The sequence below is a fragment of the Micromonospora andamanensis genome (assembly GCF_016863495.1).
Classification (GTDB): domain Bacteria; phylum Actinomycetota; class Actinomycetes; order Mycobacteriales; family Micromonosporaceae; genus Micromonospora; species Micromonospora andamanensis.
In genome coordinates, this window is sequence record NZ_BOOZ01000020.1 from 1 (window position 1) to 22060 (window position 22060).

General features: G+C 72.6%; 19 protein-coding genes. 5 read left to right on the top strand and 14 right to left on the bottom strand.

Translation table 11 applies throughout. The annotated features are described in order from the left end of the window. Positions 1-273: 273 nt before the first annotated feature. The 3 genes from Van01_RS18015 to Van01_RS18025 all read right to left on the bottom strand — a co-directional run bounded on the left by Van01_RS18015 (position 274) and on the right by Van01_RS18025 (position 3349). Positions 274-639, bottom strand: a complete 366-nt coding sequence (locus Van01_RS18015; protein WP_099849908.1) for a WhiB family transcriptional regulator — start codon at positions 637-639, stop codon at positions 274-276. A gap of 131 nt (positions 640-770) precedes the next feature. Then, on the bottom strand, positions 771-1055 hold the full coding sequence (locus Van01_RS18020) for a hypothetical protein (RefSeq protein ID WP_204008562.1): 285 nt from the start codon (positions 1053-1055) through the stop codon (positions 771-773). Positions 1056-1195: 140 nt separating this feature from the next. Further along, complete coding sequence (locus Van01_RS18025; protein WP_204008564.1) at positions 1196-3349, bottom strand: ATP-dependent DNA helicase UvrD2; 2154 nt, start codon at positions 3347-3349, stop codon at positions 1196-1198. Between the two features lie 91 nt (positions 3350-3440). On the opposite strand from Van01_RS18025, the gene Van01_RS18030 reads away from it, so the two are divergent. After that, entirely contained in the window at positions 3441-3683 is a 243-nt protein-coding gene (locus Van01_RS18030) for a mycoredoxin (protein ID WP_099852977.1), read from the top strand. A gap of 108 nt (positions 3684-3791) precedes the next feature. On the opposite strand, the gene Van01_RS18035 is transcribed toward Van01_RS18030, so the two are convergent. Beyond that, positions 3792-5132: an MFS transporter gene (locus tag Van01_RS18035; protein WP_204008567.1), complete on the bottom strand. Its 1341-nt coding sequence runs from the start codon at positions 5130-5132 to the stop codon at positions 3792-3794. A 216-nt stretch (positions 5133-5348) separates the two neighbouring features. On the opposite strand from Van01_RS18035, the gene Van01_RS18040 reads away from it, so the two are divergent. From Van01_RS18040 to Van01_RS18050, 3 genes are all read left to right on the top strand, one after another. Further along, a complete protein-coding gene (locus Van01_RS18040) occupies positions 5349-6329 on the top strand; it encodes a helix-turn-helix domain-containing protein (RefSeq protein WP_204008569.1) in 981 nt (326 codons plus the stop codon). A gap of 69 nt (positions 6330-6398) precedes the next feature. After that, on the top strand, positions 6399-6635 hold the full coding sequence (locus Van01_RS18045; RefSeq protein WP_204008571.1) for a DUF397 domain-containing protein: 237 nt from the start codon (positions 6399-6401) through the stop codon (positions 6633-6635). A 210-nt stretch (positions 6636-6845) separates the two neighbouring features. Continuing rightward, a complete protein-coding gene (locus Van01_RS18050) occupies positions 6846-7118 on the top strand; it encodes a hypothetical protein (RefSeq protein ID WP_204008573.1) in 273 nt (90 codons plus the stop codon). Between the two features lie 139 nt (positions 7119-7257). On the opposite strand, the gene nudC is transcribed toward Van01_RS18050, so the two are convergent. From nudC to Van01_RS18095, 9 genes are all read right to left on the bottom strand, one after another. Next, a complete protein-coding gene (gene nudC / locus Van01_RS18055; RefSeq protein WP_204008576.1) occupies positions 7258-8208 on the bottom strand; it encodes an NAD(+) diphosphatase in 951 nt (316 codons plus the stop codon). 67 nt (positions 8209-8275) lie between these two features. Then, positions 8276-9619 (bottom strand): M16 family metallopeptidase, encoded by a 1344-nt coding sequence (locus Van01_RS18060; protein ID WP_204008579.1) that lies wholly within the window; start codon positions 9617-9619, stop codon positions 8276-8278. Beyond that, on the bottom strand, positions 9616-10929 hold the full coding sequence (locus Van01_RS18065) for a M16 family metallopeptidase (RefSeq protein ID WP_204008581.1): 1314 nt from the start codon (positions 10927-10929) through the stop codon (positions 9616-9618). The genes Van01_RS18060 and Van01_RS18065 overlap by 4 nt, the downstream gene beginning before the upstream one ends. A 100-nt stretch (positions 10930-11029) precedes the next feature. Next, positions 11030-11212, bottom strand: coding sequence for a hypothetical protein (locus tag Van01_RS18070; RefSeq protein ID WP_204008583.1), 183 nt, complete (start codon positions 11210-11212; stop codon positions 11030-11032). Positions 11213-11482: 270 nt separating this feature from the next. Further along, on the bottom strand, positions 11483-11686 hold the full coding sequence (locus Van01_RS18075; RefSeq protein ID WP_013735772.1) for a cold-shock protein: 204 nt from the start codon (positions 11684-11686) through the stop codon (positions 11483-11485). A gap of 231 nt (positions 11687-11917) precedes the next feature. After that, positions 11918-15277: an ATP-dependent helicase gene (locus Van01_RS18080; RefSeq protein WP_204008586.1), complete on the bottom strand. Its 3360-nt coding sequence runs from the start codon at positions 15275-15277 to the stop codon at positions 11918-11920. Next, the gene (locus Van01_RS18085) at positions 15274-18990 is read right to left on the bottom strand and encodes an ATP-dependent helicase (RefSeq protein WP_239099143.1); all 3717 of its coding nucleotides are present in this window, start codon (positions 18988-18990) and stop codon (positions 15274-15276) included. The genes Van01_RS18080 and Van01_RS18085 overlap by 4 nt, the downstream gene beginning before the upstream one ends. Positions 18991-19252: 262 nt before the next feature. Further along, the gene (locus Van01_RS18090) at positions 19253-19798 is read right to left on the bottom strand and encodes an LOG family protein (protein WP_204008588.1); all 546 of its coding nucleotides are present in this window, start codon (positions 19796-19798) and stop codon (positions 19253-19255) included. A 3-nt stretch (positions 19799-19801) separates the two neighbouring features. Further along, on the bottom strand, positions 19802-20659 hold the full coding sequence (locus tag Van01_RS18095) for an LOG family protein (RefSeq protein ID WP_204008590.1): 858 nt from the start codon (positions 20657-20659) through the stop codon (positions 19802-19804). Between the two features lie 139 nt (positions 20660-20798). Between Van01_RS18095 and Van01_RS18100 the strand changes: the two genes are divergently transcribed. Then, positions 20799-20951 carry a hypothetical protein gene (locus tag Van01_RS18100; protein WP_204008592.1) on the top strand — a complete coding sequence of 51 codons (153 nt, stop codon included), beginning with the start codon at positions 20799-20801 and terminating at the stop codon, positions 20949-20951. Between the two features lie 34 nt (positions 20952-20985). Here the strand turns inward: Van01_RS18100 and dapE are convergent, their stop codons facing one another. Continuing rightward, a complete protein-coding gene (gene dapE / locus Van01_RS18105; RefSeq protein WP_204008594.1) occupies positions 20986-22059 on the bottom strand; it encodes a succinyl-diaminopimelate desuccinylase in 1074 nt (357 codons plus the stop codon). Between the last annotated feature and the right edge of the window lies 1 nt (position 22060).

A 22060-nucleotide genomic window follows, 5' to 3' on the forward strand; every position in this document is an offset into this window, starting at 1 on the left:
ACCGATGGTCCCCGCCCGCCGTCTGCGGTGTCGTCCTACAGAACGCCCAGTTCGCGAGCTGACCGGGCACGGCCGGACATGGCGACGCTACGGGCGGATCGGGTTGCCTCAGTGCTCGTGGTGGTGCGACCGGCCTGAGGCCGGAGCATTCGCGCCCTCGACAACGCTTCGTGGAGTAGGTACATCTCGGCTCCGTTCGGAAGGTGCAGCATGGTGGTCAGCTTTCTCTCGGCCGGTGCGACACCGGCGGGGTTGGTTTGAATCGGGAACATGTCAGGCAGCCAGCCGGACAGCGCTGCGCGACGCGGCGAGACCATTGGCCGCCAGCCGCGCCTCGGCCTCGACCCGCAACTCGGCGTCCCGGGCGAGGTCCTCCTTGCGCGGGCGACCGCGGGGCCGCTTGCGCGGAACAACCGCGCCACGCTCGAAGATCTCGCCGCCCCAGACGCCCCACGGCTCGGCCCGCTCGACCGCGCCGGCCAGGCACTCGACGCGCAGCGGGCAGTCCCCGCAGAGCGACTTGGCCAGTTCCAGCTCGGTGGGCGAGTCGGAGAACCACAGGTCAGGGTCGAACTTCCGGCAGGGCAGGTTCGCCTCCACCTCGACGCTCACGTCGAGCGGGGCCAACGCCAGACTCATCGCCCGGTCACCTCTCTCTCGCTGCGATCTCGTGGATCGCTGTTCAGACGTACTTCGGCGGTGCAAAAAACTGAGGCCGCGGATCCCGGTATGCGGGTTCCGCGGCCTCGAGGTGAGCCGGTGGTCTGGGGTCAGACCGGTCTACCTCGAGGTGGAACACCGCGGACGTCCATCCGCTTGTTGGCGCCATCGACGCCCTTGCCCGTCAAGCCACTGCTCCCCTGGAGCCCGTTCGTGACCGGTGCGAGGATCAGCTCGGCCTGGATCTCGGCCCGGTGCACCTGCGGAGCCCACGGTCGCGCGGCGACGGTGGTGGCCCGGACGGCCGCCAGCGGAGCGGCGGTCATCAGGGCAGCCGACAGCGGAGCGACGGCAACGGGCAGCGCCGTCGGACGCTCGTAGATGTAGCTCTCCATCGGTGCCACCTCCTTTGACGTTCACTCGTGGTCGACCCGGACACATACCCCGTGAGCAGCCCGAACAGGGCCCCCTTGCGAGGTGTGTCCTGAGGCTATGCCGGTCGGTAGGGCGAGGGCAAACGAATTAACGGTCAGATTCAGAAAGTTTTCTGCGGGCAGATTTCGTCGACCGCCGCGCCGCCCACCAACGCCAGTACCGCCTCCCCGTACAGGCCCAGCTTGCGCGGCCCGATCCCGGCGATCGCGACCAGTTCCTCGGGCCGGCCGGGCCGCCGCTCCGCCAGTGCCACAAGGGTCGCGTCGGTGAAGACCACGTACGCGGGCACCTTCTGCGCCCCAGCCACCCGGGCCCGCCACTCGCGCAGCCGCTCGTGCAGCTCGTCGTCGATGTCGGAGGGGCAGGTGGCGCACCGGCCCAGCTTCCGGTCCGGCCCGGCGAGCAGGGTGGTGCCGCAGATCCGGCAGGAGACGATCCGGGTGGCGGCACGCCGCTGCGGGGTCCGCACCGCCAAACCCCCGCTGGCCCGCTCGGTCGTCGCGGTGGGCGCCAGTTGCGGCAGGAAACGACACGGTCGCCGGGGCCGCCCGCCCGGCGACCGCGACGAGGCGTACGACAGCCACAGCCACTGCCGGGCCCGGGTGATACCGACGTAGAGCAGACGGCGCTCCTCCTCGACCTGCTCGGCGGTGCGCGCGTACGTGGTGGGCAGGGTGCCTTCGGCCAGACCGACAAGGAAGACGGCGTCCCACTCCAGTCCCTTGGCCGAGTGCAGGGACGCCAGGGTCACCCCGTCGACTGTCGGTACGTGCTGCTGGGCCGCCCGCCGGGCCAGTTCCTCGGTGAAGTCGGTAAGGGTGACCTGGCGCTCCACCGTGGCGGCCACCCCGAGCGGCAGGATCTCCGGTGTGGCCGCGTACTCCTCGGCGAGTTGCACAAGCGCGGCCAGTGCCTCCCACCGCTCGCGGGCGGCACCACCCGGCGGCGGGGTGTCGGGTGCCCATCCGACGCCGGCCAGCGCCTCCACCACCGCCGCCCGCAGCGGGGTCTCGCCGGGCAGCGAGCGTGTCGCCGCGCGCAGGGCGACGACCGCCTGGCGTACCTCGGCGCGCTCGAAGAACCGCTCCGCCCCCTGGACCAGGTACGGCACGCCGACCTCGGCGAGCGCCTTCTCGTACGCCTCGGACTGGGCGTTGGTGCGGAACAGCACGGCGATCTCGCGGGCCGGGGTGCCGGCCTCGATGAGCGCCCGGCAGCGGGCGGCCACCGCGGCCGCCTCGGCCGGCTCGTCGGTGAAGATCCGCCGCTCCGGTTCCGGGCCGGCCGGACGCTGCCCGACCAGTTCCAGTCGCAGCCGCGCCTCGGTGCCCCGGGCCTGGGAGATGACCGCGTTGGCGAGCCCGACCACCTGCGGGGTCGAGCGGTAGTCGCGGACCAGCCGGACCACTGTCGCCGACCGGTGCCGACGCGGGAAGTCGACAAGGTACGCCGAGGTGGCCCCGGTGAACGAGTAGATGGTCTGGGAGGCGTCGCCGACCACTGTCAGGTCGTCGCGTCCGCCGAGCCAGGCGTCCAGCAGCCGCTGCTGCAACGGGTTGACGTCCTGGTACTCGTCCACGACGAGGTGGCGGTACTGGTTGCGGACCTGCTCCGCGACGTCCGGGTGTTCCTCGATGCCCCAGACCGCGGCCCGCAGCACGTCCTCGAAGTCGATCACCCCGCCGGTCCGCTTGAGCCTCTCGTACGCGGCGAACACCTCAGCCACCTTCGCCGGCTCGTGTGCGGTCTCCCGCAGCGCCTTCGCCGCGGCCACCACGTATTCGCCCGGCTCGACGAGGGAGGACTTGGCCCACTCGATCTCACCTGCGAGGTCGCGGGCAGCCGTCCGGTCGGCCCGAAGGCCGGCTCGCGCCGCAGCCAGGGTGACGAGTCTGACCTTGCTGTCCAGCAACTCGGGCATGGCCCGACCGCCGAGCAGCCGGGGCGCGAAGTAACGCACCTGGCGCAGCGCCGCCGCGTGGAAGGTGCGTGCCTGCACACCGGCCACGCCGGCCCCGGCGAGCCGCTGGCGCAGTTCCGCGGCGGCGCGGGCGGTGAAGGTGACAGCGAGCACATGCCGCGCCGATATCTCGCCGGTCAGCGCCCGGTACGCGATCCGGGACGTGACGGCCCGGGTCTTGCCGGTGCCGGCACCGGCGAGCACGCAGACCGGGCCGGCCGGGGCGGTCACCGCCGCGCGTTGCTCCGGATCGAGCCCGGCGAGCACGCGTTCGGACGCGGAGTTAACCACCACAGCGGGGAATTGTCGCAGCTTCCCCTGATGTTGCAGCGGATAGCCTGTGCTTGATCGGCAAGCCGCCGGCGCGACGTTGGAGGATCTGACCATGCTGACGATGTATTCCACTCCCTGGTGCGGCTACTGCCACCGGCTGAAGTCGCAGCTCGACCGGGAGGGGATCGCCTACCAGGTGGTCGACATCGAGCGGGATCCGGCGGCTGCCACCTTCGTCATGCAGGTGAACGGCGGTAACCAGACGGTGCCCACGCTGCGCTTCGCCGACGGCAGCGCGCTGACCAACCCGTCCATCGCCCAGGTCAAGAAGCATCTGGCGAGCATCGCCGCCTGACCGCGCCACTGCCGCGTCGATCATGAAGTTGTTGCCTGGGTAAGCGTTTACCCGGGCAACAACTTCATGATCGACGGCTCTGGGGGCCGGCTTGGGTGGTGGGTCAGGTCAGCGGTCGGGGGTGTGGGTGAGGGCGCCCACTTCGACCTTTCCGCCCTCGGGTGTGCGGCGTTGGGTGGGAAGCCGGGGCCGTGACGGGGGCCCGGGCGGTGGGCTGAGGTGGCGCCCACGCCAGAGGTAGTGGCCGGCGAGCAGGGTCGCCAGACCTACCGACGCGAAGACCAGCCGGTAGTCGAGCAGGGCGACGACCAGCGCACCCAGGCCGATCGAGAACGCCTGCGGGCACCTGACCGCCGCCTCGGCGGCGGCGGAGACCCGGCCGAGCAGTTCTGGCGGGGTCCGCCGTTGGATCAGGGTGTGCAGCCCGACCAGGGTCAGCGGCAGCGACAGACCCGCCACCAGCACCGCGGCGAGGCCGAGCCACAGATTCGGGTACGCCAGCATCAGCGCGGCGGGGCCGAAGAGCGCCACCCCGACGGCCAGGGAGCCCAGCTCACCTACCCGGCGCAGCACGGCGGCGGAGAGCAGCCCACCCACCAGGCCACCGATGCCCTGCACGGTGAAGAGCACGCCCACGAACGCCGGATCCCGCCCGAGCCCCCGGTCCACGTACGCGAAGATCAGCGACTCGGTGAAGCCCATCACCAGCGACGCGAGGCCGTATCCGAGCAGTGCCCGGCGCAGCGCCCGCTCGCCCGCGAGGTGGCGGAGTCCGGCGACCAGTTCCTGCGGCCAGCCCGGTCGGCGCTCGACGCCGCCGGCCGGCACGGCCCGCGACGGACGCGGCTCAGGCGATCCGCTTGCCGTGGGCGACGGGCCGGCTGTGGCGACCACCCGCGGCGCGCCGACCACCACTGCCGCGAGCAGGAATCCGACAATCCCGACCACGGCCAGCAGCCAGCCACCGAGCGCCAGGTACAGGCCGGCACCGGCGAGCGGGCCGATCAACCGCAGCCCCTGCCGCGCCGTCTGCAGGGCCCCGTTCGCCTCACCGAGCAGGTCCGGCGGCACCAGTTCCCGGACCAGGCGGCTGAGCACCGCCCCGACTGTCATGTTCGACAGCCCGTACGACGCCGCCACCGCGTAGATGAGCCACATGTCGCCCGCGTCGCGGACCGCGAAGAGCGGGGTGAGCAGCAGCGCCGTCGCGAGGTTGGTGACCACGAAGAAGGGTCGCCGCGGATACCTGTCGACGAACCAGCCGACCAGCGGCGCGAGCGTCCGTGGCACCAGGATGACGAAGATCGTGGCGCCGGCGAGGCCGTCCGATCCGGTGAGGTCCTTCACCCAGACGGCGAGCGCCAGCAGCAGGACCGACTCCGCGGTCATGCTGGCCAGCAGTCCACCGAAGAGCAGGCGGAAGTCCGGGCGACTCAGGACGGTGCGCATTGATCCTCCGGTGGCGCGGCTCGGGGCGGCGGTGGGCTAGGCGGAGCCGGCGACGCGGATCGCGCCGACCGGAGTCGCTGTCGGGTCTGCGTATTTCTGATGACACGCCCTCCGCCGGTACCTCCGGCGCCGGTCGCGACGTCCATACTGACCGTGGGGGGCGAATTTCATACAGTTACCGTCGCGTCCGCGGCGGTCGACGGAAAAGAGGACACAGTGCCTCCTGCCTCACCCAGCCCGATCCTGCGCCGCCGCCGACTCGGTGGCGAACTACGCCGCTTGCGCGAGGCCGCAGGGCTCACCGGCGACCAGGTCATCGAACGCGTCGGCTGGGCCTCCGCGTCCAAACTGTCCCGTCTGGAGAACGGTCGCAGTCGGCCTGATCCGGGCGATGTCCGGGATCTGCTCGACCTGTACCACGTCGACGACACCCTCCGGCTGGAGCTGCTCGGCATCACTCACGAAGCCGGGGACATGCGTGGTTGGCTGAAGAGGTATCCGGCGATGACGCAACAGCAGCGCGGCTTCGCCGAGCTGGAGGCGGGTTGCGCCGAGATCTCCGAGTACAACCCGGTGCTGGTGCCGGGGCTGTTGCAGACCACCGGGTACGCGCGGATGCGGATCTCCTCGGCCTGGCAGGTCGACCAGGCGGCCGGCGCTCCGGAGGCCGACGACGAGATCGAGACGGAGATCAGGGCCCGGTTGGCGCGACAGTCGGCGCTCACCCGGGAAACCGACCCGCCCCGCTACACGGCGGTGCTGGAGGAGTCCGCGCTCGGCCGCCGGGCCGGGCCACCCGAGGTGCTCCGTGAGCAGTTGGCGCAGCTCTGCGAGCTGGCCATGCTGCCGAACGTGACGCTGCACGTACTTCCCCGGGACACCCCGATCGGCCAGTGGTACCTCCCGCCCACCGCGTTCTCGGTCTATCGGTTCGCCGATCCCCTCGATCCGGAGACACTCGCCATCGAAGGTGGCTTCACCGACGTCATGTCGACCGAGGTAATCACTCTAAATCGCTATAAAGTGGTGTTCGAGTGGCTATGCACGGCGGCACTCTCCGCCACGGACACCCTCTCCTGGCTGATGGAGTCGTCGGGACGGCTGACCGTGGCGGCGACCCCGCCCACTGTGGCGGGTGGTCCGGCAACGGCGCCGGCCCAACGCCGCAGAGCCTCCGGGCGCCTGACGGAACGGTGACCATCCACCGGTCCGCCGTCGGGCCGTGCGACGCCACTCGTTCCATCGGTTCACCTCAGGAGCGCAACGATGAACAAGTTCCGCAACACGCCGTCCGTCCTCGCCCAACTCGCGGGCGCAACCTGGCGCACCAGCACGCGCAGCCAGACCTCCAACTGCGTGGAGGTCGCGCCACTGTCCAGCGGTCCCGCCGCCGTGGCGCTGCGTGACAGCAAGGACCGGAGCGGCCCGGTGCTGCTGTTCGGCCGGGCCGGCTGGCAGGGCTTCATCTCCGGTGCCGTGAACGGGCAGTTCGACAAGCCCTAGGTACGCGGACATCCTGCGGGGCCGCCGGCTGAGCCGGCGGCCCCGTCGTCGTCTCCCGAACGACCCCCTGAGCAGGGATCGGATGATCGGTCGGGCCTGCGAGCCGATGGGCGAGTTTCACTTGCTGGGACGCCGGGCGGGCGTACGATGGCGGGGTAGTGACGTGGAACTTCCACGGTTCCACCCGTCGCGACACATCCGGAGACCCACATGCGGTTCCTGATCGTTCGCACCGAGATTCGCGCCGCCGCCGACGCCGACATCACCGCCGCCTGGGTCGGGGGTCAACGGCTACGCGACGAGACCGCCCGGCCCGAGCCACGACGCCAGGTCGTCCACGCCGACGACCGCGACGCCGCGCTACTGCTGGCCCGCGCCATCGCCACGGTAGGCGTCGTACGCTCCGGCAAGCAGCGGGTCAAGGTGTTGCCGCTGGACGACGGACGCCACCAACGGGCCGCCCCCGGCTGGCCCGGCACCTGATCCACCACACGTCCGTCGTAGTCGACCGGCTCCCCCGCCGTGTTCCTCACCAGCCGACCACGACGGCCCGTGTCCCCGGTCCGTGACCGCCGCGGCAACGACGGTCACGGACCGGGGCCGCAACGCGTCAGGCCCCCGGTCAGCAGCGCCCGGCGAGCCAGCGGTCCACCAGGAACAGCGCGATCGACGAGGGCGGCGGCAGCAGCAGACGGGCGTCACCCACCTCGACCGGCTGACCGGCGAGCGCCGCCCCGATCTCCTGCCGGGAGAACCAGCGTGCGTCGGCGATCTCGGTCGGATCGAGCCGCAGCGGTTGCGCCGGGTCGGCGGTGGCCAGGAAGCCGAGCATCAGCGAGCCGGGGAACGGCCACGCCTGGCTGCCCGCGTACCTGATGTCGGAGACCTCGACGCCGACCTCCTCGCGGACCTCGCGCAGCACCGCGGCCTCGGCCGACTCGCCCGGCTCCAGATAGCCGGCCAGGCAGGAGAACCGCCGCCGGCCCTTGGTGCTGGGCCAGGTGGCGTTGTTGCCGAGCAGACACCTGCCCTCGACGCCGGAGACCCCGTCGTGCACGAGCACGATCATCGCGGGGTCGGTGCGCGGCCACACCCGCTCGCCGGTCCGGTCCACCCGGGTCCAGCCGGCCTCGTCCGCCCGGGTCGGCTCACCGGTGACCGGGTGGTAGAGATGGCGCAGGTGCCAGTTGGTCAACGCCAACCCGGTGGTGAACAGCCCGGCGTCCCGGTCGCTGAGCAGATGCCCGACGTCCCGCAGGTGGGCTGGTCGGGTCTGCGGCACCGCCGCCAACGCACTGTGCACGCAGAAGACCGGCGCACCGTCCGGCTCGACACCGAGGAACATCGCGTCGGCGGCGAGAGCCGGCGGCAGTTCGCCGGCAGCCACCAACACCAGCTCCGGCACCTCGGTGTCGGTACGGATCAGGGCCCGCCCACCTGCCTCGACGTCCAGGATCAGCACCCGCGCCCCGGCCCACGCCTGGGCTAACCACTGCGGGTCGGTACGCCGGTGCGCCGCGCGGTCAAGCGTGGAGCGGGCCAACGGTGGGCTGCTCTCCCCACAGCCGCTCACGACCGCGCTCCGCCGCGACGGTCGCCGACGTGAGGTACCACCGCACGACCACGATGACGCACCCGCATCACTGAACAGGGGCGGTCTCGACCGGGGCCAGCGTGGCCAGCGACGCGGAGATCCGCTCGGCGTCACCGAGCACCACAGTCACCGCTCGGGACGGGGCGAGATGGCGAGCCGCCACCTCGGTGACGTCGTCGACCCCCACCTTCGCCAGCCGGGCCGCGTGTTCGGCCAGGAAGTCCAGCCGCAGCCCGTTGCCGGCGTACGCGCTGACCAGCGACGCCAGCCCGGCCTGAGTGGAGATGCCGAGTTGGAGCGTGCCGAGGGCGTACTGCCTGGCCTGCTCCAACTCGTCCACGCCGGGTGGCACGGTGGCGAGCCGGCCCAGCTCGTACGTCGTCTCCAGCAGTGCCGGTGCGGTGACCTCGGTGGCCACGTCGGCGGCGGCCACCAGCACCGAACCGGCCACCGAATGCTCGATCAGCGAGTGCGGACCGTACGTGTAGCCCTTGTCCTCCCGGATGTTCTCCACCCACCGGGAGGAGAAGTAACCCCCGAAGACCAGATTGGCCAACTGCAGCGCGGCGTGGTCCGGATGCGTACGCGGCACCGCCGGCAACGCCACCCGCATCGACGACTGCACCGACCCCGGTCGGTCGACGAGCCACAACGGACCCGGTTCCAGCGGTGGCGCCGGCGGCATGTCGGCCGGGTGCCCGTCACCGTGCCAGCCACCGAGGGCCTTCTCGGCCGCGTCCAACGCCCGCTCCGGGCGTAGGTCGCCGACCAGCACGAGCACGGCACCCGCCGGATGCACGCGCTGGGCGTGCAGCGACCGCAACGCCGCCGGACGTACAGCCCTGACCTGCTCCGGATCCGGTGTCTGCACGGCGTACGGATGCCTGCCGAAGATCCGCCGGAGCAGCGCCGTACGGACCAGGTGCCCCGGCTGGCTCCGGGCGACCTGAATGCCGTCGACGAGCCGGTCCCGCTCGACGCCCACCCACCCGGCCGGGTAGTTCGCGCCGGTGAGGACCTCAGCGAGAAGCTCCAGCATCCGGTCCAGCCCGGTGGCCAGACCAGCGCCGGAGATCATCAGCCGGTCCGGGTCGAGCCCGGCGGAGAGTCCGCCACCGATCTTCTGCAACTCCGCGGCGATCTGCACGCTGCTCATCGTCTCCGTGCCGGAGAGCAGGGTCTGCGTGAGCAGATGGCCCCGAGCCAGGTTGACCCGGCCGAAGGGCATCCAGAGCCGCAGCTCCACCAACGGAACCGCAGGCCGACGTACCACGATGACGGTGAGCCCGTTGGCGAGCGTGCGCTCGGCCTGCCGGGGCAGCTTGAGTCGGCGGGTCGGGCCCAGCGGCGGCAACTGCCGTCGCGGCGTGGTCACACTCCTCGTACTCACCGGGACCCACCTCCGGGGATGACCTCGACGGACGCGCGGCGCTCCGGCCGCAGGGTGGCCGCGGCGGCCCGGACCTGCTCGTCGGTGACCTCACCGATCAGGCTGGGCAACTCGCCGAGCAGCCCCGGTTCGCCGCGCTGCTGCTCCAGCACCGCCATCCGCAGCGCCCGGCCGAGCACCGCATCGGTGTCGCGTAGCAGGTGGGTCGCCATCCGCGCCTGGGTGCGGGCCAACTCGCCGTCGGCGAGCCCGTCCTGGGCGAGCCGGTCCAACTCCTCGTCCAGGGTGCGCAGCACCTTGTCGACATCACCGCCGGGCGGCAGGTGCGCCTGGAGCAGCAGCGCGGTCGGATCGCGCACGTCGAACGGGTCTCCCATGATGCCGAGGTAGCCACCGACTGTGGTCACCGCACGGTCGCGGTGCACCAGCCGCTCCACCAACCGGGACGCGTCACCATCGGTGAGCACTTCAGCCAGCACCACGTACGGCAGGTAGGAGGCGAAATCCCCGACCGGGTCGGGCACCCGCCACGCCGACGCCACCGCCGGCAGCGGAGCCAACTGGTCGGCGTACGCGGTGCGCCGCTCGGCGGTCAGGTCCGGCTCGGCGAAGTCCGGCCGGTCGGGTGCCGGGCGGGCCGGCACGTCGCCGAAGTGCCGCTCGATGAGCGTCACCGCCTCGGCGGTGTCGATGTCCCCGCTGACCGCGAGCACCGCGTTGCCGCTGGCGTAGTACCGCCGGAAGAAGTCGGCGGCGTCGGCGACGGTGGCCGACTCCAGATCGTCGAAGGAACCGTAGCCGTCGTGCGCGTTCGGGAAGGTGTCGAAGAGCACCGGCGGCAGGGTCAACCAGGGGAACCCGCCGTACGGCCGGTTGAGCACGTTTACCCGGATCTCCTCCTTGACCACGTCGACCTGGTTACGCAGGTTCTCCTCGGTCAGCCGGGGACCGCGCATCCGGTCGGCCTCCAGGAACAGCGCCCGCTCCAGGGCGTTGCTCGGCAGGGTCTCGAAGTAGTCGGTGTAGTCCAGATGGGTGGAGCCGTTGAAGGTGCCGCCGGCACCCTGCACGTACCGGAAGTGGGCGAGCTTCTCCAGATTCTCCGAACCCTGGAACATCAGGTGCTCGAAGAGATGGGCGAAGCCGGTACGCCCCTCCGGCTCGGAACGGATGCCGACGTCGTAGACGACCGCCACCCCGATGACCGGGGCACTGCGATCCGGGGTGAGTACGACCCGTAGGCCGTTGTCGAGGGTGAACCGTTCGACCGGATACCTCGTCGCTGGGATTCTCGCTCTGCGGGTCGGCACGGATCCGACCCTAACGTCTCACCGCGCCCACCGGTGCCTGCGCGCGAGGAAGCGCCCGGCGGTCGGGGCGGTGCGACGAACGGCAGCTGAGCCCGCCCGGTCAGCCGGACGCGCTGCCGGTGCGGTCGGTAGCTACCGGTCCGTGCAGGTCCACCAGACCGGACGGGGCCGAGCCGCCCGGCGTGACCGGCCAGGGCGCGAACGCCAGGGCCGTGGCCAGCAGCAGCCCTACTGCCGCCACCGCGATCACCAGAAGCAGCTCACGCGCCGCCGAACCCACCATCGGTAGTCCTCCCCCGCACCCGACACGAGCCCCCCGGCTCGTCCCCCGCGGCCAGGGTTCCGGAGCCGGGCGAGGATGACAGTCGCCCACCCGACGGCCGAGATGCTGATTACCGACTCAGGGTTGCGGCGCTGGTCGGAGCGGGCCGCCACGCGTGGGCCGAGGACCGGTCGGGAACACCGGCCCGCGCCTGACGGAAACACGGACGGCCGGGCCGCCACCGATGCGCAGTGCACGGCGGCGACCCGGCCGACACCGGGTGACCGGAGGTCAGAGCGGGCGGATGTTCTCCGCCTGCGGGCCCTTCTGGCCCTGCACGACCTCGAACTCCACCCGCTGGTTCTCGTCGAGGCTGCGGTAGCCGGAGGACTGGATCGCCGAGAAGTGGGCGAAGACGTCCGCGCCGCCGCCGTCCGGGGTGATGAAGCCGAAGCCCTTGTCAGCGTTGAACCACTTGACGGTGCCAATAGCCATGCTTGTTTCGTCTCCTTGACGGAACGTCAACTCCGCACCTGTTGCGGAGTTGAAAGAGGATTGTTCCGGACGTACCTGCCCGGAACGCCTGTCGCTGCTGGTCGCCCCGCCCGGAGAAGTCCGGACATAACAAAGAGCGCCTGGGGCCACATTCCGCCAGGCGCAAACAGAGCTGGTAACCGAAACTGCAACGGGGGAACCCTACCACGGATCCGGCGCGACGCCAGTACCTCACGTCGACTCGGGAACCGATCTGATCAACGCGGTCAGCCCGCCGGCGTCGAGCAGGTCGGCCGGGCGGACGGTGACCCCGTCCCGCACGTAGTGGAACGCCGCGCCGACCCGGTCGACCGGCACGCCGGCCAGTTCCGCCCAGGCCAGCCGGTAGACCGCCAACTGCACCGCCGCCACCTCGGCGGCGGTGCCCTCCGGCCGGGCGCCGGTCTTCCAGTCGACCACGTCGAAGCGGTCGCCGGGACGGTGGAACACGGCGTCCATCCGGCCGCGTACCACCACGCCGCCGATCACCGTCGCGAACGGCACCTCCACCTCGATCGGGGTGCGGTCCGCCCATTCGCTGGCCAGGAAGCGCCGCTGAAGCTCGGCCAGTTCCTCGTCCGGCGCCGCGTCGGCGTCCGCCGCCCCCGGCAGCTCGTCAGTGTCGAGCAACCGGTCCGCGCCGAACCGCTGCTCCAGCCAGGTGTGGAAGGCGGTGCCCCGGCGGGCGTACGGGTTCGGCTCCGTCGGCATCGGGCGACGCAGCGCCCGGGCCAGCCCGGCCGGATCCCGACGCAACGCGACGAGTTGCGTCACCGACAGGTGTTCCGGCAGCGACACCTCGACCGGACCGGAGAGCCGGCTCAACTCCGCCCGCTCGGCCAGCAGCAGATCGGCCTCCCGCCGCCACCGGGCCACCTCCGGATCCGCGTCGGCCGTGTCCTCCGGTCGTCCACCGTCGCCGTCACCGTCGGTCAGGAAACGGCGAACCAGCGCCGCCGCCTCGGCCAACATCGGACGGCGGGGGCCGAGCGGATCCGCCGGCCACTCGGCCCGCAGCACCACCTCGGTGGTCGGGTTCACCGCGTCCGGCGCCGGCTCCGGAGTCCACTCGTCGACCAGGTGGCCGGCGTCGGCGTCGAGGCAGGCGTCGTACACCTCGCGGAGCAGCACCGACGGCCCCCGCGGCCGTTTGGTGCCCTCACCCCACCAGTGACCGGAACAGAGCAGCAGACGACGAGGCCGGGTCACCGCCACGTACGCCAGCCGCCGTTCCTCCCGCTCGTCGTGGGCCCGCCAGGCGTCGGTGAAGTCCTCCACCGCCCGGGCCACAGCACGCTGGTCGTCCGCCTCGGCCAGGGCCAGCTCCGGCAGCCCGTCGGCGTCTCCCCGCAGCGGGAACGGCAGCACGCCCAGGCCGCCGAGCCAGTGGTCCGAGTTGCGGACCGGGCCCGGCCACACACCCCGACACAGCCCGGCCACCGCCACCACGTCCCACTCCAGTCCCTTGGCGGCGTGTGCGGTGAGGATCTGCACCGCCCCCTCGACCACCTCTACCTCGCCCGGCGCGAGCCCGCGCTCCTCGTCCTCGGCGGCGGCGAGATAGGCCAGGAAGCCGGCGAGCGTGGCGGCCGGTGACTCCCCGCTGAACCGGGCGGCCACGTCACCCAACGCGTCGAGGTGGCCTCGGGCCAGGCCGGCGTCACCGGCACCGTCGCGACCGGCCCGTACCGCCACCTCCACGTCGAGCCCGGTGGTCCGCTCCACGTCCGCGATCAGCTCCGGCAACGACTGGTCCAGCCGGTAGCGGAGCAGACCCAGTTCCCGGGCGTACCCGCGCAGCCGCGCGTACCCCTCGGCCGAGTACGCCTGCGCGGGCCCCAGGTCGGCGAGCGCCTCCACCAGGGTCGCCTCGTCAAGGCGATCGGGGGTGATCTCCGGGGCGCCGTCGTCGGCGAGCCGGCGGCGGGCCGCCGCGATGCTCCTCGCCCGGCGGTGCAGCGCCACCAGGTCCCGCGGCCCGATCCGCCACCGGGCACCGGTCAGCAGCCGCAGCAGCGCGGCACCGTCGGTCGGATCGGCAAGCACCCGCAGGGTGCAGACCACGTCACGCACCTCCGGGGTGTCCAGCAGACCACCGAGCCCGACCACCTCGACCGGCAGACCGCGCGCACGCAGCGCGGCGGCGATCGCCGGGATCTGGCTCCGCAGTCGGACAAGCACCGCAGTGGTCGGGCGGCGGGTGACCGGAATCTGCTCGGGCAGCGCGCCCGGCGTGCCGGCCGCACCCCGCCAGGCGGCCAGCATGCTGTCGGCGATCCAGTCGGCCTCGTCGGCGTAGGTCGGCAGCAACGCGCAGTGCACAGTGCCGGCGGCGGCCCCGCGCGGGCTGCGATGTGGGATCGGCGCGTCGACGCCGAGCGCGGCGTGCAGCTCGGGCACCCGGGCACCGGCCGCCCGCAACGGCGTGGCCAGCGCGTTCGCCACCCCGAGGATCTCCGGCCGGTTACGCCAGCTGGTGGTCAGCCCGAGCACCCGGGCGGGGCTGCCGTCGGCCCGGGCGAACTCGGTCGGGAAGCGGTCGAGCGTGCCGGCGCTGGCGCCCCGCCAGCCGTAGATGGACTGGCAGGGATCACCCACCGCGGTCACCGGGTGCCCGCCGCCGAACAGCGCGCCGAGCAGCACCACCTGGGCGTGGCTGGTGTCCTGGTACTCGTCGAGCAGCACCACCCGGTAGCGACCGCGTTCGATCTCACCCACGCCGGGATGGTCCCGGGCCACCCGGGCCGCCCGGGCGAGCTGGTCGGCGAAGTCCATCGCCTCGAAATCGTCCTTACGGCGGGCGTACCCACGCACCAGCGGCAGCAGCTTCAGCCGGGTCTGCTGGAGGGCGAGGGCCTTGCGTACCCCGGCGTAGATCCGCCCCGGGCGCGACTGCACGTCGGCGAAGAACCGGCCGGTCCAGGCGGCCAGATCGTCCGGGTCGACCAGGTGCTCGTCCAACTCGCCGGCGAGCGCCAGCACCGCGTCGGTGACGGTGCTGGGCATCCGGTCCACCTCGGACATGTCCCCGTCGTAGTTGCGCACGATCAGGTCGACCAACTGCCAGCGGGACGCCTCGGTCAGCAGCCGGGTGGACGGCTCGTAGCCGGCGCGCAGGCCGTGCTCGGTGACGATCCGCCCCGCGTACGAGTGGTAGGTGGCCACCGTCGGCTCACCGGCGAGCGGGTCGTCGAGCGGGTTCCGGTCACGGCGGCCCAACCGGCGGACCAGTTGATCGAGCCGGACGCGTACCCGGTGCGCCAGCTCGCCGGCCGCCTTGCGGGTGAAGGTGAGGCCGAGCACCTGCTCCGGCCGGACGTACGAGTTGGCCACCAACCACACCACCCGGGCGGCCATCGTCTCGGTCTTGCCCGAGCCCGCACCGGCGACCACCAGCAGCGGCTCCACCGGCGCGGCGATGATCGCCGCCTGTTCCCGGGTCGGGGCCGGCAGGCGGAGCAGCTTCGCCAGTTCCACAGGCGTGTACCGGGGACCGGCGTCGGCGGCCCGGGGCGCCGGTGGGACCGACTCGAACAGGGTGGGCTGGGTCATGGTTCGACCACCTGCCGGCCCTGACCGGACACCGGGCAACTGCTGCGCACCGGGCAGACCCGACATTTCGAGTTGGCGACCGCCGCGAAGGTCGAGGCGGCCATCGTGTCGGCGGTACGCCGGACCAGCGCGGTCGCCCACCCGGCCTCCGGGCCGTCGGTGGCCGGTGGCTGGGCCTGCTCACGGGCATCCTTCGCACCAGTGCCGAGCTGCACCAACGCCGCCCCGCCGGACTCGTCGCCGAACTCGGCGAACGCACCCGCCGCCACCGCCGCCTGGTACGCGCCCAACTGCGGATGCTCGGCCACCTCGCCCTCGGTGACAGCCGTGGACTTGCCGGTCTTGAGGTCGACAACCACCAGCCGGCCGTCCGCGTCGATCTCCAGCCGGTCCACCCGGCCGGTCAGCTCGACCGGCCGGTGCGGGTCGTCGAGGCGTACCGCGAACTCGTGTTCGATGGCGAGCAACCGGCGCGGATTCGCGGCGAGCCAGCGGAGCAGCTTGTCCACCATCGCCTCGGCGCGGGCCTGCTCCGGGCCGACCATCCACCGCGCGGCCAGCTCGATCGCGTCGAAGCGGGCGGCCACGTACTCCAGCAGCGTCTCCCGGTCGGCGCGGGCGTCCTCGGCGAGCATCGCCGCCGCGTGCACCAGGTTGCCGACGCCCTGCGCGGTGCTTGCCGGCGCGTTGCCGCCGTGCCGTTCCAGCAGCCAGCGCAGGCTGCACCGCAGCGCGCTCTCCATCCCCGACGGGGTCACCCGGACCGGCTCGCCGTCGTCGACCAGGGGCCGGTCGTCCGACAGGGGACGCAGCCCCCACCAGTCGTCGGGGTGCGCGCCGGACACCCCGGCGGCGGCCAGCCGGGCCAGCTCGGCCGCCGCCGCGCGCCGCCGGGCGACAGGCGCCGCCGGATCGGCCACCGCGGTACGCAACTCCGCCACCAGCGCGGGCAGCGTGAGCGCCCGGGGCGGCCGGCTCAACGGCAGTCGGCCCGGCCCGGCCGGTTCAGCCTCGGTGGTGTCCGCCGGGCCGTCATCGACCGGGAGGTCAGCCGGCGTCCCGGTGGGCAGCGGCTCGTCCGGCGGCCGGGACCGTGGCGGCTGACCGGAGTCGCCCGGGTCGTCGGTGGGGCCCAGTTCGTAGAGGAAGCGGCTGGGTTGCTCCTCGTGGTCGTCGCCGCCTACCGATGCGGAGGCGACCGCGCTGACCAGCAGCCGCCGCCGGGCGCGGGTCACCGCGACGTGGAACAGCCGCCGCTCCTCGTCGAGCAGCGCCGAGGTCTGCCCGACCACTGTGGCCACGGCGGCCGCGCCGTCCCCTCGGCCAGCCAGCACGTCGACCAGGCGCTCCGAGCCGAGCAGGCTGCCGCGCAACCGTAGGTCCGGCCAGACGCCCTCCTGCACCCCGGCCACCGCGACCAGGTCCCACTCCAGTCCCTTAGCGGCGTGCGCGGTGAGCAGCCGCACGGCGTCGCCCCGGTCGGCGGTCGGCGCGAGCGTGTCAGCCGGCAGTTCCTGACCGAGCACGTGGTCGAGGAACACCTCGGTACGCGCGCCGGGCAGCCGGTCGGTGAACCGGGCGGCAGCGTCGAAGAGGACAAGCACGGCGTCCAGGTCACGGTCGGCGGCCTCGGCCCGGCGACGCCGGGCGAGGTCGCCCTCGCCGGCCACGGCGGGACCCCGGGTCAGCGCGGCCGACCACAGCTCGCCCAGGCCGCTGGCCCGCCAGACGGCCCAGAGGACCTCCTCGGCTGTGGCGTTCGGCCGACCGGCCGCCTCCCGGGCGACGGCGAGCAGCCCGGCCACCGTCTGGGCCGGCTCGGCCCAACGCCGCTCGATCCCGGCCAGCTCCGCCGGGTCGCGTAACGCCTCGACGATCAGCTCGCCGGAGGGTCGCCGGTCGCCTCGGGCCAGGGCGAGGGCCCGTAGACCCTGCCGCAGCCGCCGCTCCGCCAACGGGTCGGCACCGCCGAGCGGTGAGTGCAGCAACGCGACAGCGGCCTCCTCGTCGAGCCGCTCCGGCTCCAGCGCGCAACGCAGCAGGAGCAGCAGCGGCGCGACCGCCGGTTGCAGATGCAGTGGTAGATCCTCGCCGTGCACCACAGTCGGTACCCCGGCGGCGTGCAGCGCCCGCCGCAACCCGGGCAGCTGCCGGGCGGTGGAGCGGACCAGCACCGCCATCCGCGCCCACGGCACGCCGTCGAGCAGGTGCGCGGCCCGCAACGCGTGCGCCAGCCAGGCCGCCTCACTTGTGGTCGAGGAGAACGTGCGTACCTCCACCGCGCCCGGCGCAGTGCCCGGCAGGGCTCGCAGCCGCCGGTGCGCGGCCGGCCCACGCAGCCGCCGGGCCAGCCGGGTGGTGGCGGCCAGCAACCGCTCGCCCGCCCGGTAGCTGGTGGTCAGCAGCACCTGAGCGGCAGGGGCGCCGGAGGCGGTGCGGAACCGGTGCGGGAAGGCCGTGACACCGCTCGGGTCGGCACCCCGGAAGGCGTACGTGGAGGAGTCGGGATCGGCGAACGCGACAAGGGGCAGCCCACCGCCGGCCACCGTGTCCAGCAGCTCCAACTGCGCGGGGTCGGTGTCGGCCAGCTCGTCGACGTAGACGTGGGCCAGCCGACGCCGCTCGGCGGCGAGCAGCTCCGGATCGTCGCGCAGCATCCCGGTGGCCGCCCGGACCAACTCCGCCGGGTCGTAGGCGACCGAGCCGCGGTTGGCCACGTCCCGCAGGGCCAGCACGGCGACGTACTGCCGCAGGAACCGGGCGGCGGCCGGCCAGTCGGCACGACCGAGCCGGTCACCGAGCCGGGCCAGCTCGACCGGCCCCACCCCACGCTCGGCGGCACGCATCAGCAGGTCGCGCAGTTGCGCGGCGAACGCCCGGGTCCGCAGGGCCGGCCGCAGGTCGGTGGGCCAACCGACCCGATCGTCGTCAGGCTCCACGTCCGGCTCCGCACCGACGACGTCCAGCAGCTCGCGGATGATCAGATCCTGCTCCGGGCCGGTCAGCAGCCGGGGTGACGGCTCACCGCGTTCGGCGGCGGCCCGCCGTAGCAGGCCGAAGGCGTACGCGGGAAAGGTGCGCACCAGCGGCTCGCGCAGCACCCGCTGGCCGGTCGCGGCGACCCGCGCCTCGATCCGGTGCCGCAGGTCCGCGGCACCACGGCGGCTGAAGGTGAGCACCAGGATCCGCTCCGGGTCGACCCCCTCGGCGATCCGGGCGGTGACCGCCTCGACGAGAGTCCGGGTCTTCCCGGTGCCCGGTCCACCCAGGACGAGCATCGGACCGCCGGTGTGCGCGACGATCTCCGCCTGTCGCGGATCGACAGGCGCAGCGGCCGAGCCAGGTGCAGCACCCGCCGGTTCGACAAGGCCCGGCGCAGCGTGCCCAGGCCGTTCCCCGCCCGGCCCGGCGTGACTTGGCGCGGCCTGACGTGGCCGTTCCGCACTCGGTGCGGCGCTGCCTGGCCGTTCCTGGCCGGGCACGGCGTGATCCGGCGCGACGTGACTCGACGCGGCACGGTCCTGGTCGGCCCGGCCCGACGTAGCCCGGTCCGGCGCGGCGCTGTCCGGCGCGGCGCTGTCCGGCGCGGCGCTGTCCGGCGCGGCGCTGTCCGGCGCGGAGTCCGGATGCGCGGCGTCCGAGGGCGGCCCGGTGGACGGGCCGCTCCCCTCGGTCGGCCCGGCGGGCCGACGCACCAACCGGTACGCCTGCATCCCGCCATCCCATCACGGCCCTGCGACACCGCTCGACGCGCCACACCCGCCTCAGCGGACGCCCGACGCTCGACATGCGGCAAGTTGGGGCCACCGCCCGGCGGGAAAGCCCAACACGCCGCATCCCGAGCCGATCACGGTGCCGGGCCGCCGTGGGCTGAGCAAGGGCAGCGTGGGCTGAGCAAGGGCAGCGTGGGCTGAGCAAGGGCAGGTGGCGGGCCGGAGGTCTGGGGCGACCAGGACCGAGCCACGGTCGGGCGGTTCAGGTGAGGTGGGATTCGATCAGGTCGAGAGCACCGGAGACGGTGTCGACCGACCGGAGCAGGTCGAAGCCGGCGGGTTTGAGGAACGCCTGGTCGGTCAGGCTGCGCAGCCAGCCCAGCAGCGGGTCGTAGAAGCCGTCGGTGTCGACAAGCACCATCGGCTTGTGGTGCAGGGCGAGTGTCGCGGTGGTCCAGACCTCGAAGAGTTCGTCGAGCGTGCCGAGCCCGCCGGGCAGGGTGAGGAAGGCGTCCGACTTCTCGATCATCAAGATCTTCCGGCTGGCCATCGAGTCGGTGACAAGCAGTTCGTCGGAGTCGAGGTCGGCGACCTCCAGGTCCACGAGCGCCTGCGGTATGACGCCGATCGTGCGGCCTCCCGCCGAGCGGGCGCCGTTGACGAGCGCACCCATCATCCCGACGCAGCCGCCGCCGCTGACAAGTGTGTGCCCGCGTCGCGCAAGCTGCGCACCGGTGTCGGCCGCCAGGTCCAGCCAGCGCTTGTCGAGCGTGCGGGAGGAGGCACAGAACACGCAGATCGCGGCCACCGGTCAGCGCCCCGAGGGGTCGTCGGTCGTGGCTGACCCGTCGGCGGCGGCCTGCTGGTCCGCGGCGGCCCGGGCCACCGCTTCCTCGCGTACGGTCTCCTGCTCGACATTGAGGGCGGCCTCGGCCTCGACGATGTGCCGAACCGCCGCGGCGACGTCGTCGGTGACGCAGATCAGCTCCAGGTCGACCGGACCGATCTTGCCTTCCGCGGCCATCGTGTCCCGCAGCCAGTCGAGCAGGCCCTGCCAGTAGTCCGCGCCCATCAGCACCACCGGGAACCGGGTGACCTTCCCGGTCTGCACCAGGGTGAGCGCCTCGAAGAGCTCGTCCATGGTGCCGAAGCCGCCGGGCAGCACCACGAACGCCTGGGCGTACTTGACGAACATGGTCTTGCGGGCGAAGAAGTAGCGGAAGTCGATGGCCAGGTCGACCCACTCGTTGATGCCCTGCTCGAAGGGGAGTTCGATGCCGAGGCCGACGGAGTGGCCGCCGGCCTCGCTCGCGCCCCGGTTGGCCGCCTCCATCACGCCGGGGCCGCCTCCGGTGATCACCGCGTAACCGGCGCGAGCCAGTGCCGCGCCCAGCGCCTCGGCGAGCTGACACTCGGGGCTGTCCGGCTTGCTGCGCGCCGAGCCGAAGACACTTACCGCAGGCGGCAGGTCGGCGAGGGTGTCGAAGCCCTCCACGAACTCGGAGAGGATGCGCAGTGCCCGCCAGGCGTCCTTGGTCTTCCAGTCGGCCCGCGCGCGGGAGTCCAGCAGACGTTGGTCCGCGGTGCTACTGGTGATCGACTGGCGACGGAGTGTGACGGCGCCGCGATGCCGCTCCTGTCCTCGTTCGCGCCCGTTGCTCTGGGTCATGCAAGCAACCGTAGTGGAGCGGGACCGGAGAACCCGGCAAACACTTTGTGATCTTGTGCAACCAAATCGCTTTCCCGTACGTCTTACTATTCACATACCGGGTATGCCCCGGCGCGCAGGCTTCGGGGGAGGAGACAGCGTGATCAACAACAACGAACGGATCCGGATTCGCCGCCAGATGCAGCGACGCATCCGCGACGTGGTGGCCGAGCGCCGCCGCAGCCGCATGCTCGAGAACCCACCCGAACCACCTGCCGACCCGGGCACCGAGTCCCACCTCACCGCCGTCTGACCGCTGCCGGCCGCCTCGGTCACGCCGCCGGTGGTCAGGCCGGGGCGAGCCAGCGGTGCAGCGTCGCCGCTCCGTCGCGGATCTTGCCGATCTCGACGTGCTCGTCCGGGTGGTGGGCCAGGTTCGGATCCCCCGGTCCGAAGTTCAGCGCCGGGATCCCCATCGCCGCGAACCGGGCCACGTCGGTCCAGCCCAGCTTGCCGATGGGAGCGGCACCCACCGCCGCCACGAACTCCCGCGCGGGGGCGGCCTCCAGGCCGGGCAGCGCACCGGCCGCGCAGTCGGTCACCGTCAGCTCATAGTCCGCGAATACCTCGCGCAGGTGCGCCTCGGCCTCGGCCGGCGTACGGTCCGGCGCGAAGCGGTAGTTCACCTCGATCTCGCACCGGTCCGGCACCACGTTGCCGGCGACTCCGCCGCGGATGCCTGTCGCGTTCATGCCCTCCCGGTACTCGCACCCGTCGATGGTCACCCGCCGGGCCTGGTAGGTCGACAGGCGGCGGAGCACCTCGCCCGCGCCGTGCACCGCGTTGACACCGTGCCAGGACCGGGCCGAGTGGGCCCGGACGCCAGTGGTCACCACCTCAGCCCGCATGGTGCCCTGGCAGCCGGCCTCGACGATGCCGTACGTCGGCTCCAGCAGCAGGGCGAAGTCGGCCTCCAGCCAGTCCGGATGCGCCTGCGCGACCAGGTGCAGCCCGTTGTACCTCGACTCGATCTCCTCGGCCTCGTAGAAGAAGTACGTCACGTCGTAGCGCGGCTCTGGCAAAGTCGTCGCGAGGTGCAACGCGAAGGCGACCCCTGACTTCATGTCCGAGGTGCCGCAGCCGTACATCAGATCGCCGCGCAGGGTCGACGGGAAGTTGTTGTTCAGTGGCACGGTGTCCAGGTGGCCCGCCAGCACCACCCGGGAGTCCCGCCCCAGGTCGGTACGGGCCATCACCGTGTTGCCGTGCCGGTAGGTGGTCAGGTGCGGGACCACCCGCAGAACCTCCTCCACGCAGTCGGCGATGGCCTTCTCGTTGAGAGACACGGACTCGATGTCGACAAGCGCGCGGGTCAGCGCCACCGGATCGGCGAGGACCTCGGGGGTAAGCGGGTTCTCCATG

What these genes read in the sequence shown, in the direction of transcription:
- Van01_RS18080 (WP_204008586.1), bottom strand. Translation starts at nt 15,277, where the DNA reads ATGACCCAGCCCACCCTGTTCGAGTCGGTCCCACCGGCGCCCCGGGCC.
- Van01_RS18030 (WP_099852977.1), top strand. Translation starts at nt 3,441, where the DNA reads ATGCTGACGATGTATTCCACTCCCTGGTGCGGCTACTGCCACCGGCTG.
- Van01_RS18095 (WP_204008590.1), bottom strand. Translation starts at nt 20,659, where the DNA reads ATGACCCAGAGCAACGGGCGCGAACGAGGACAGGAGCGGCATCGCGGC.
- Van01_RS18085 (WP_239099143.1), bottom strand. Translation starts at nt 18,990, where the DNA reads ATGCAGGCGTACCGGTTGGTGCGTCGGCCCGCCGGGCCGACCGAGGGG.
- Van01_RS18050 (WP_204008573.1), top strand. Translation starts at nt 6,846, where the DNA reads ATGCGGTTCCTGATCGTTCGCACCGAGATTCGCGCCGCCGCCGACGCC.
- Van01_RS18015 (WP_099849908.1), bottom strand. Translation starts at nt 639, where the DNA reads ATGAGTCTGGCGTTGGCCCCGCTCGACGTGAGCGTCGAGGTGGAGGCG.
- Van01_RS18020 (WP_204008562.1), bottom strand. Translation starts at nt 1,055, where the DNA reads ATGGAGAGCTACATCTACGAGCGTCCGACGGCGCTGCCCGTTGCCGTC.
- Van01_RS18070 (WP_204008583.1), bottom strand. Translation starts at nt 11,212, where the DNA reads ATGGTGGGTTCGGCGGCGCGTGAGCTGCTTCTGGTGATCGCGGTGGCG.
- Van01_RS18075 (WP_013735772.1), bottom strand. Translation starts at nt 11,686, where the DNA reads ATGGCTATTGGCACCGTCAAGTGGTTCAACGCTGACAAGGGCTTCGGC.
- Van01_RS18035 (WP_204008567.1), bottom strand. Translation starts at nt 5,132, where the DNA reads ATGCGCACCGTCCTGAGTCGCCCGGACTTCCGCCTGCTCTTCGGTGGA.
- Van01_RS18045 (WP_204008571.1), top strand. Translation starts at nt 6,399, where the DNA reads ATGAACAAGTTCCGCAACACGCCGTCCGTCCTCGCCCAACTCGCGGGC.
- dapE (WP_204008594.1), bottom strand. Translation starts at nt 22,059, where the DNA reads ATGGAGAACCCGCTTACCCCCGAGGTCCTCGCCGATCCGGTGGCGCTG.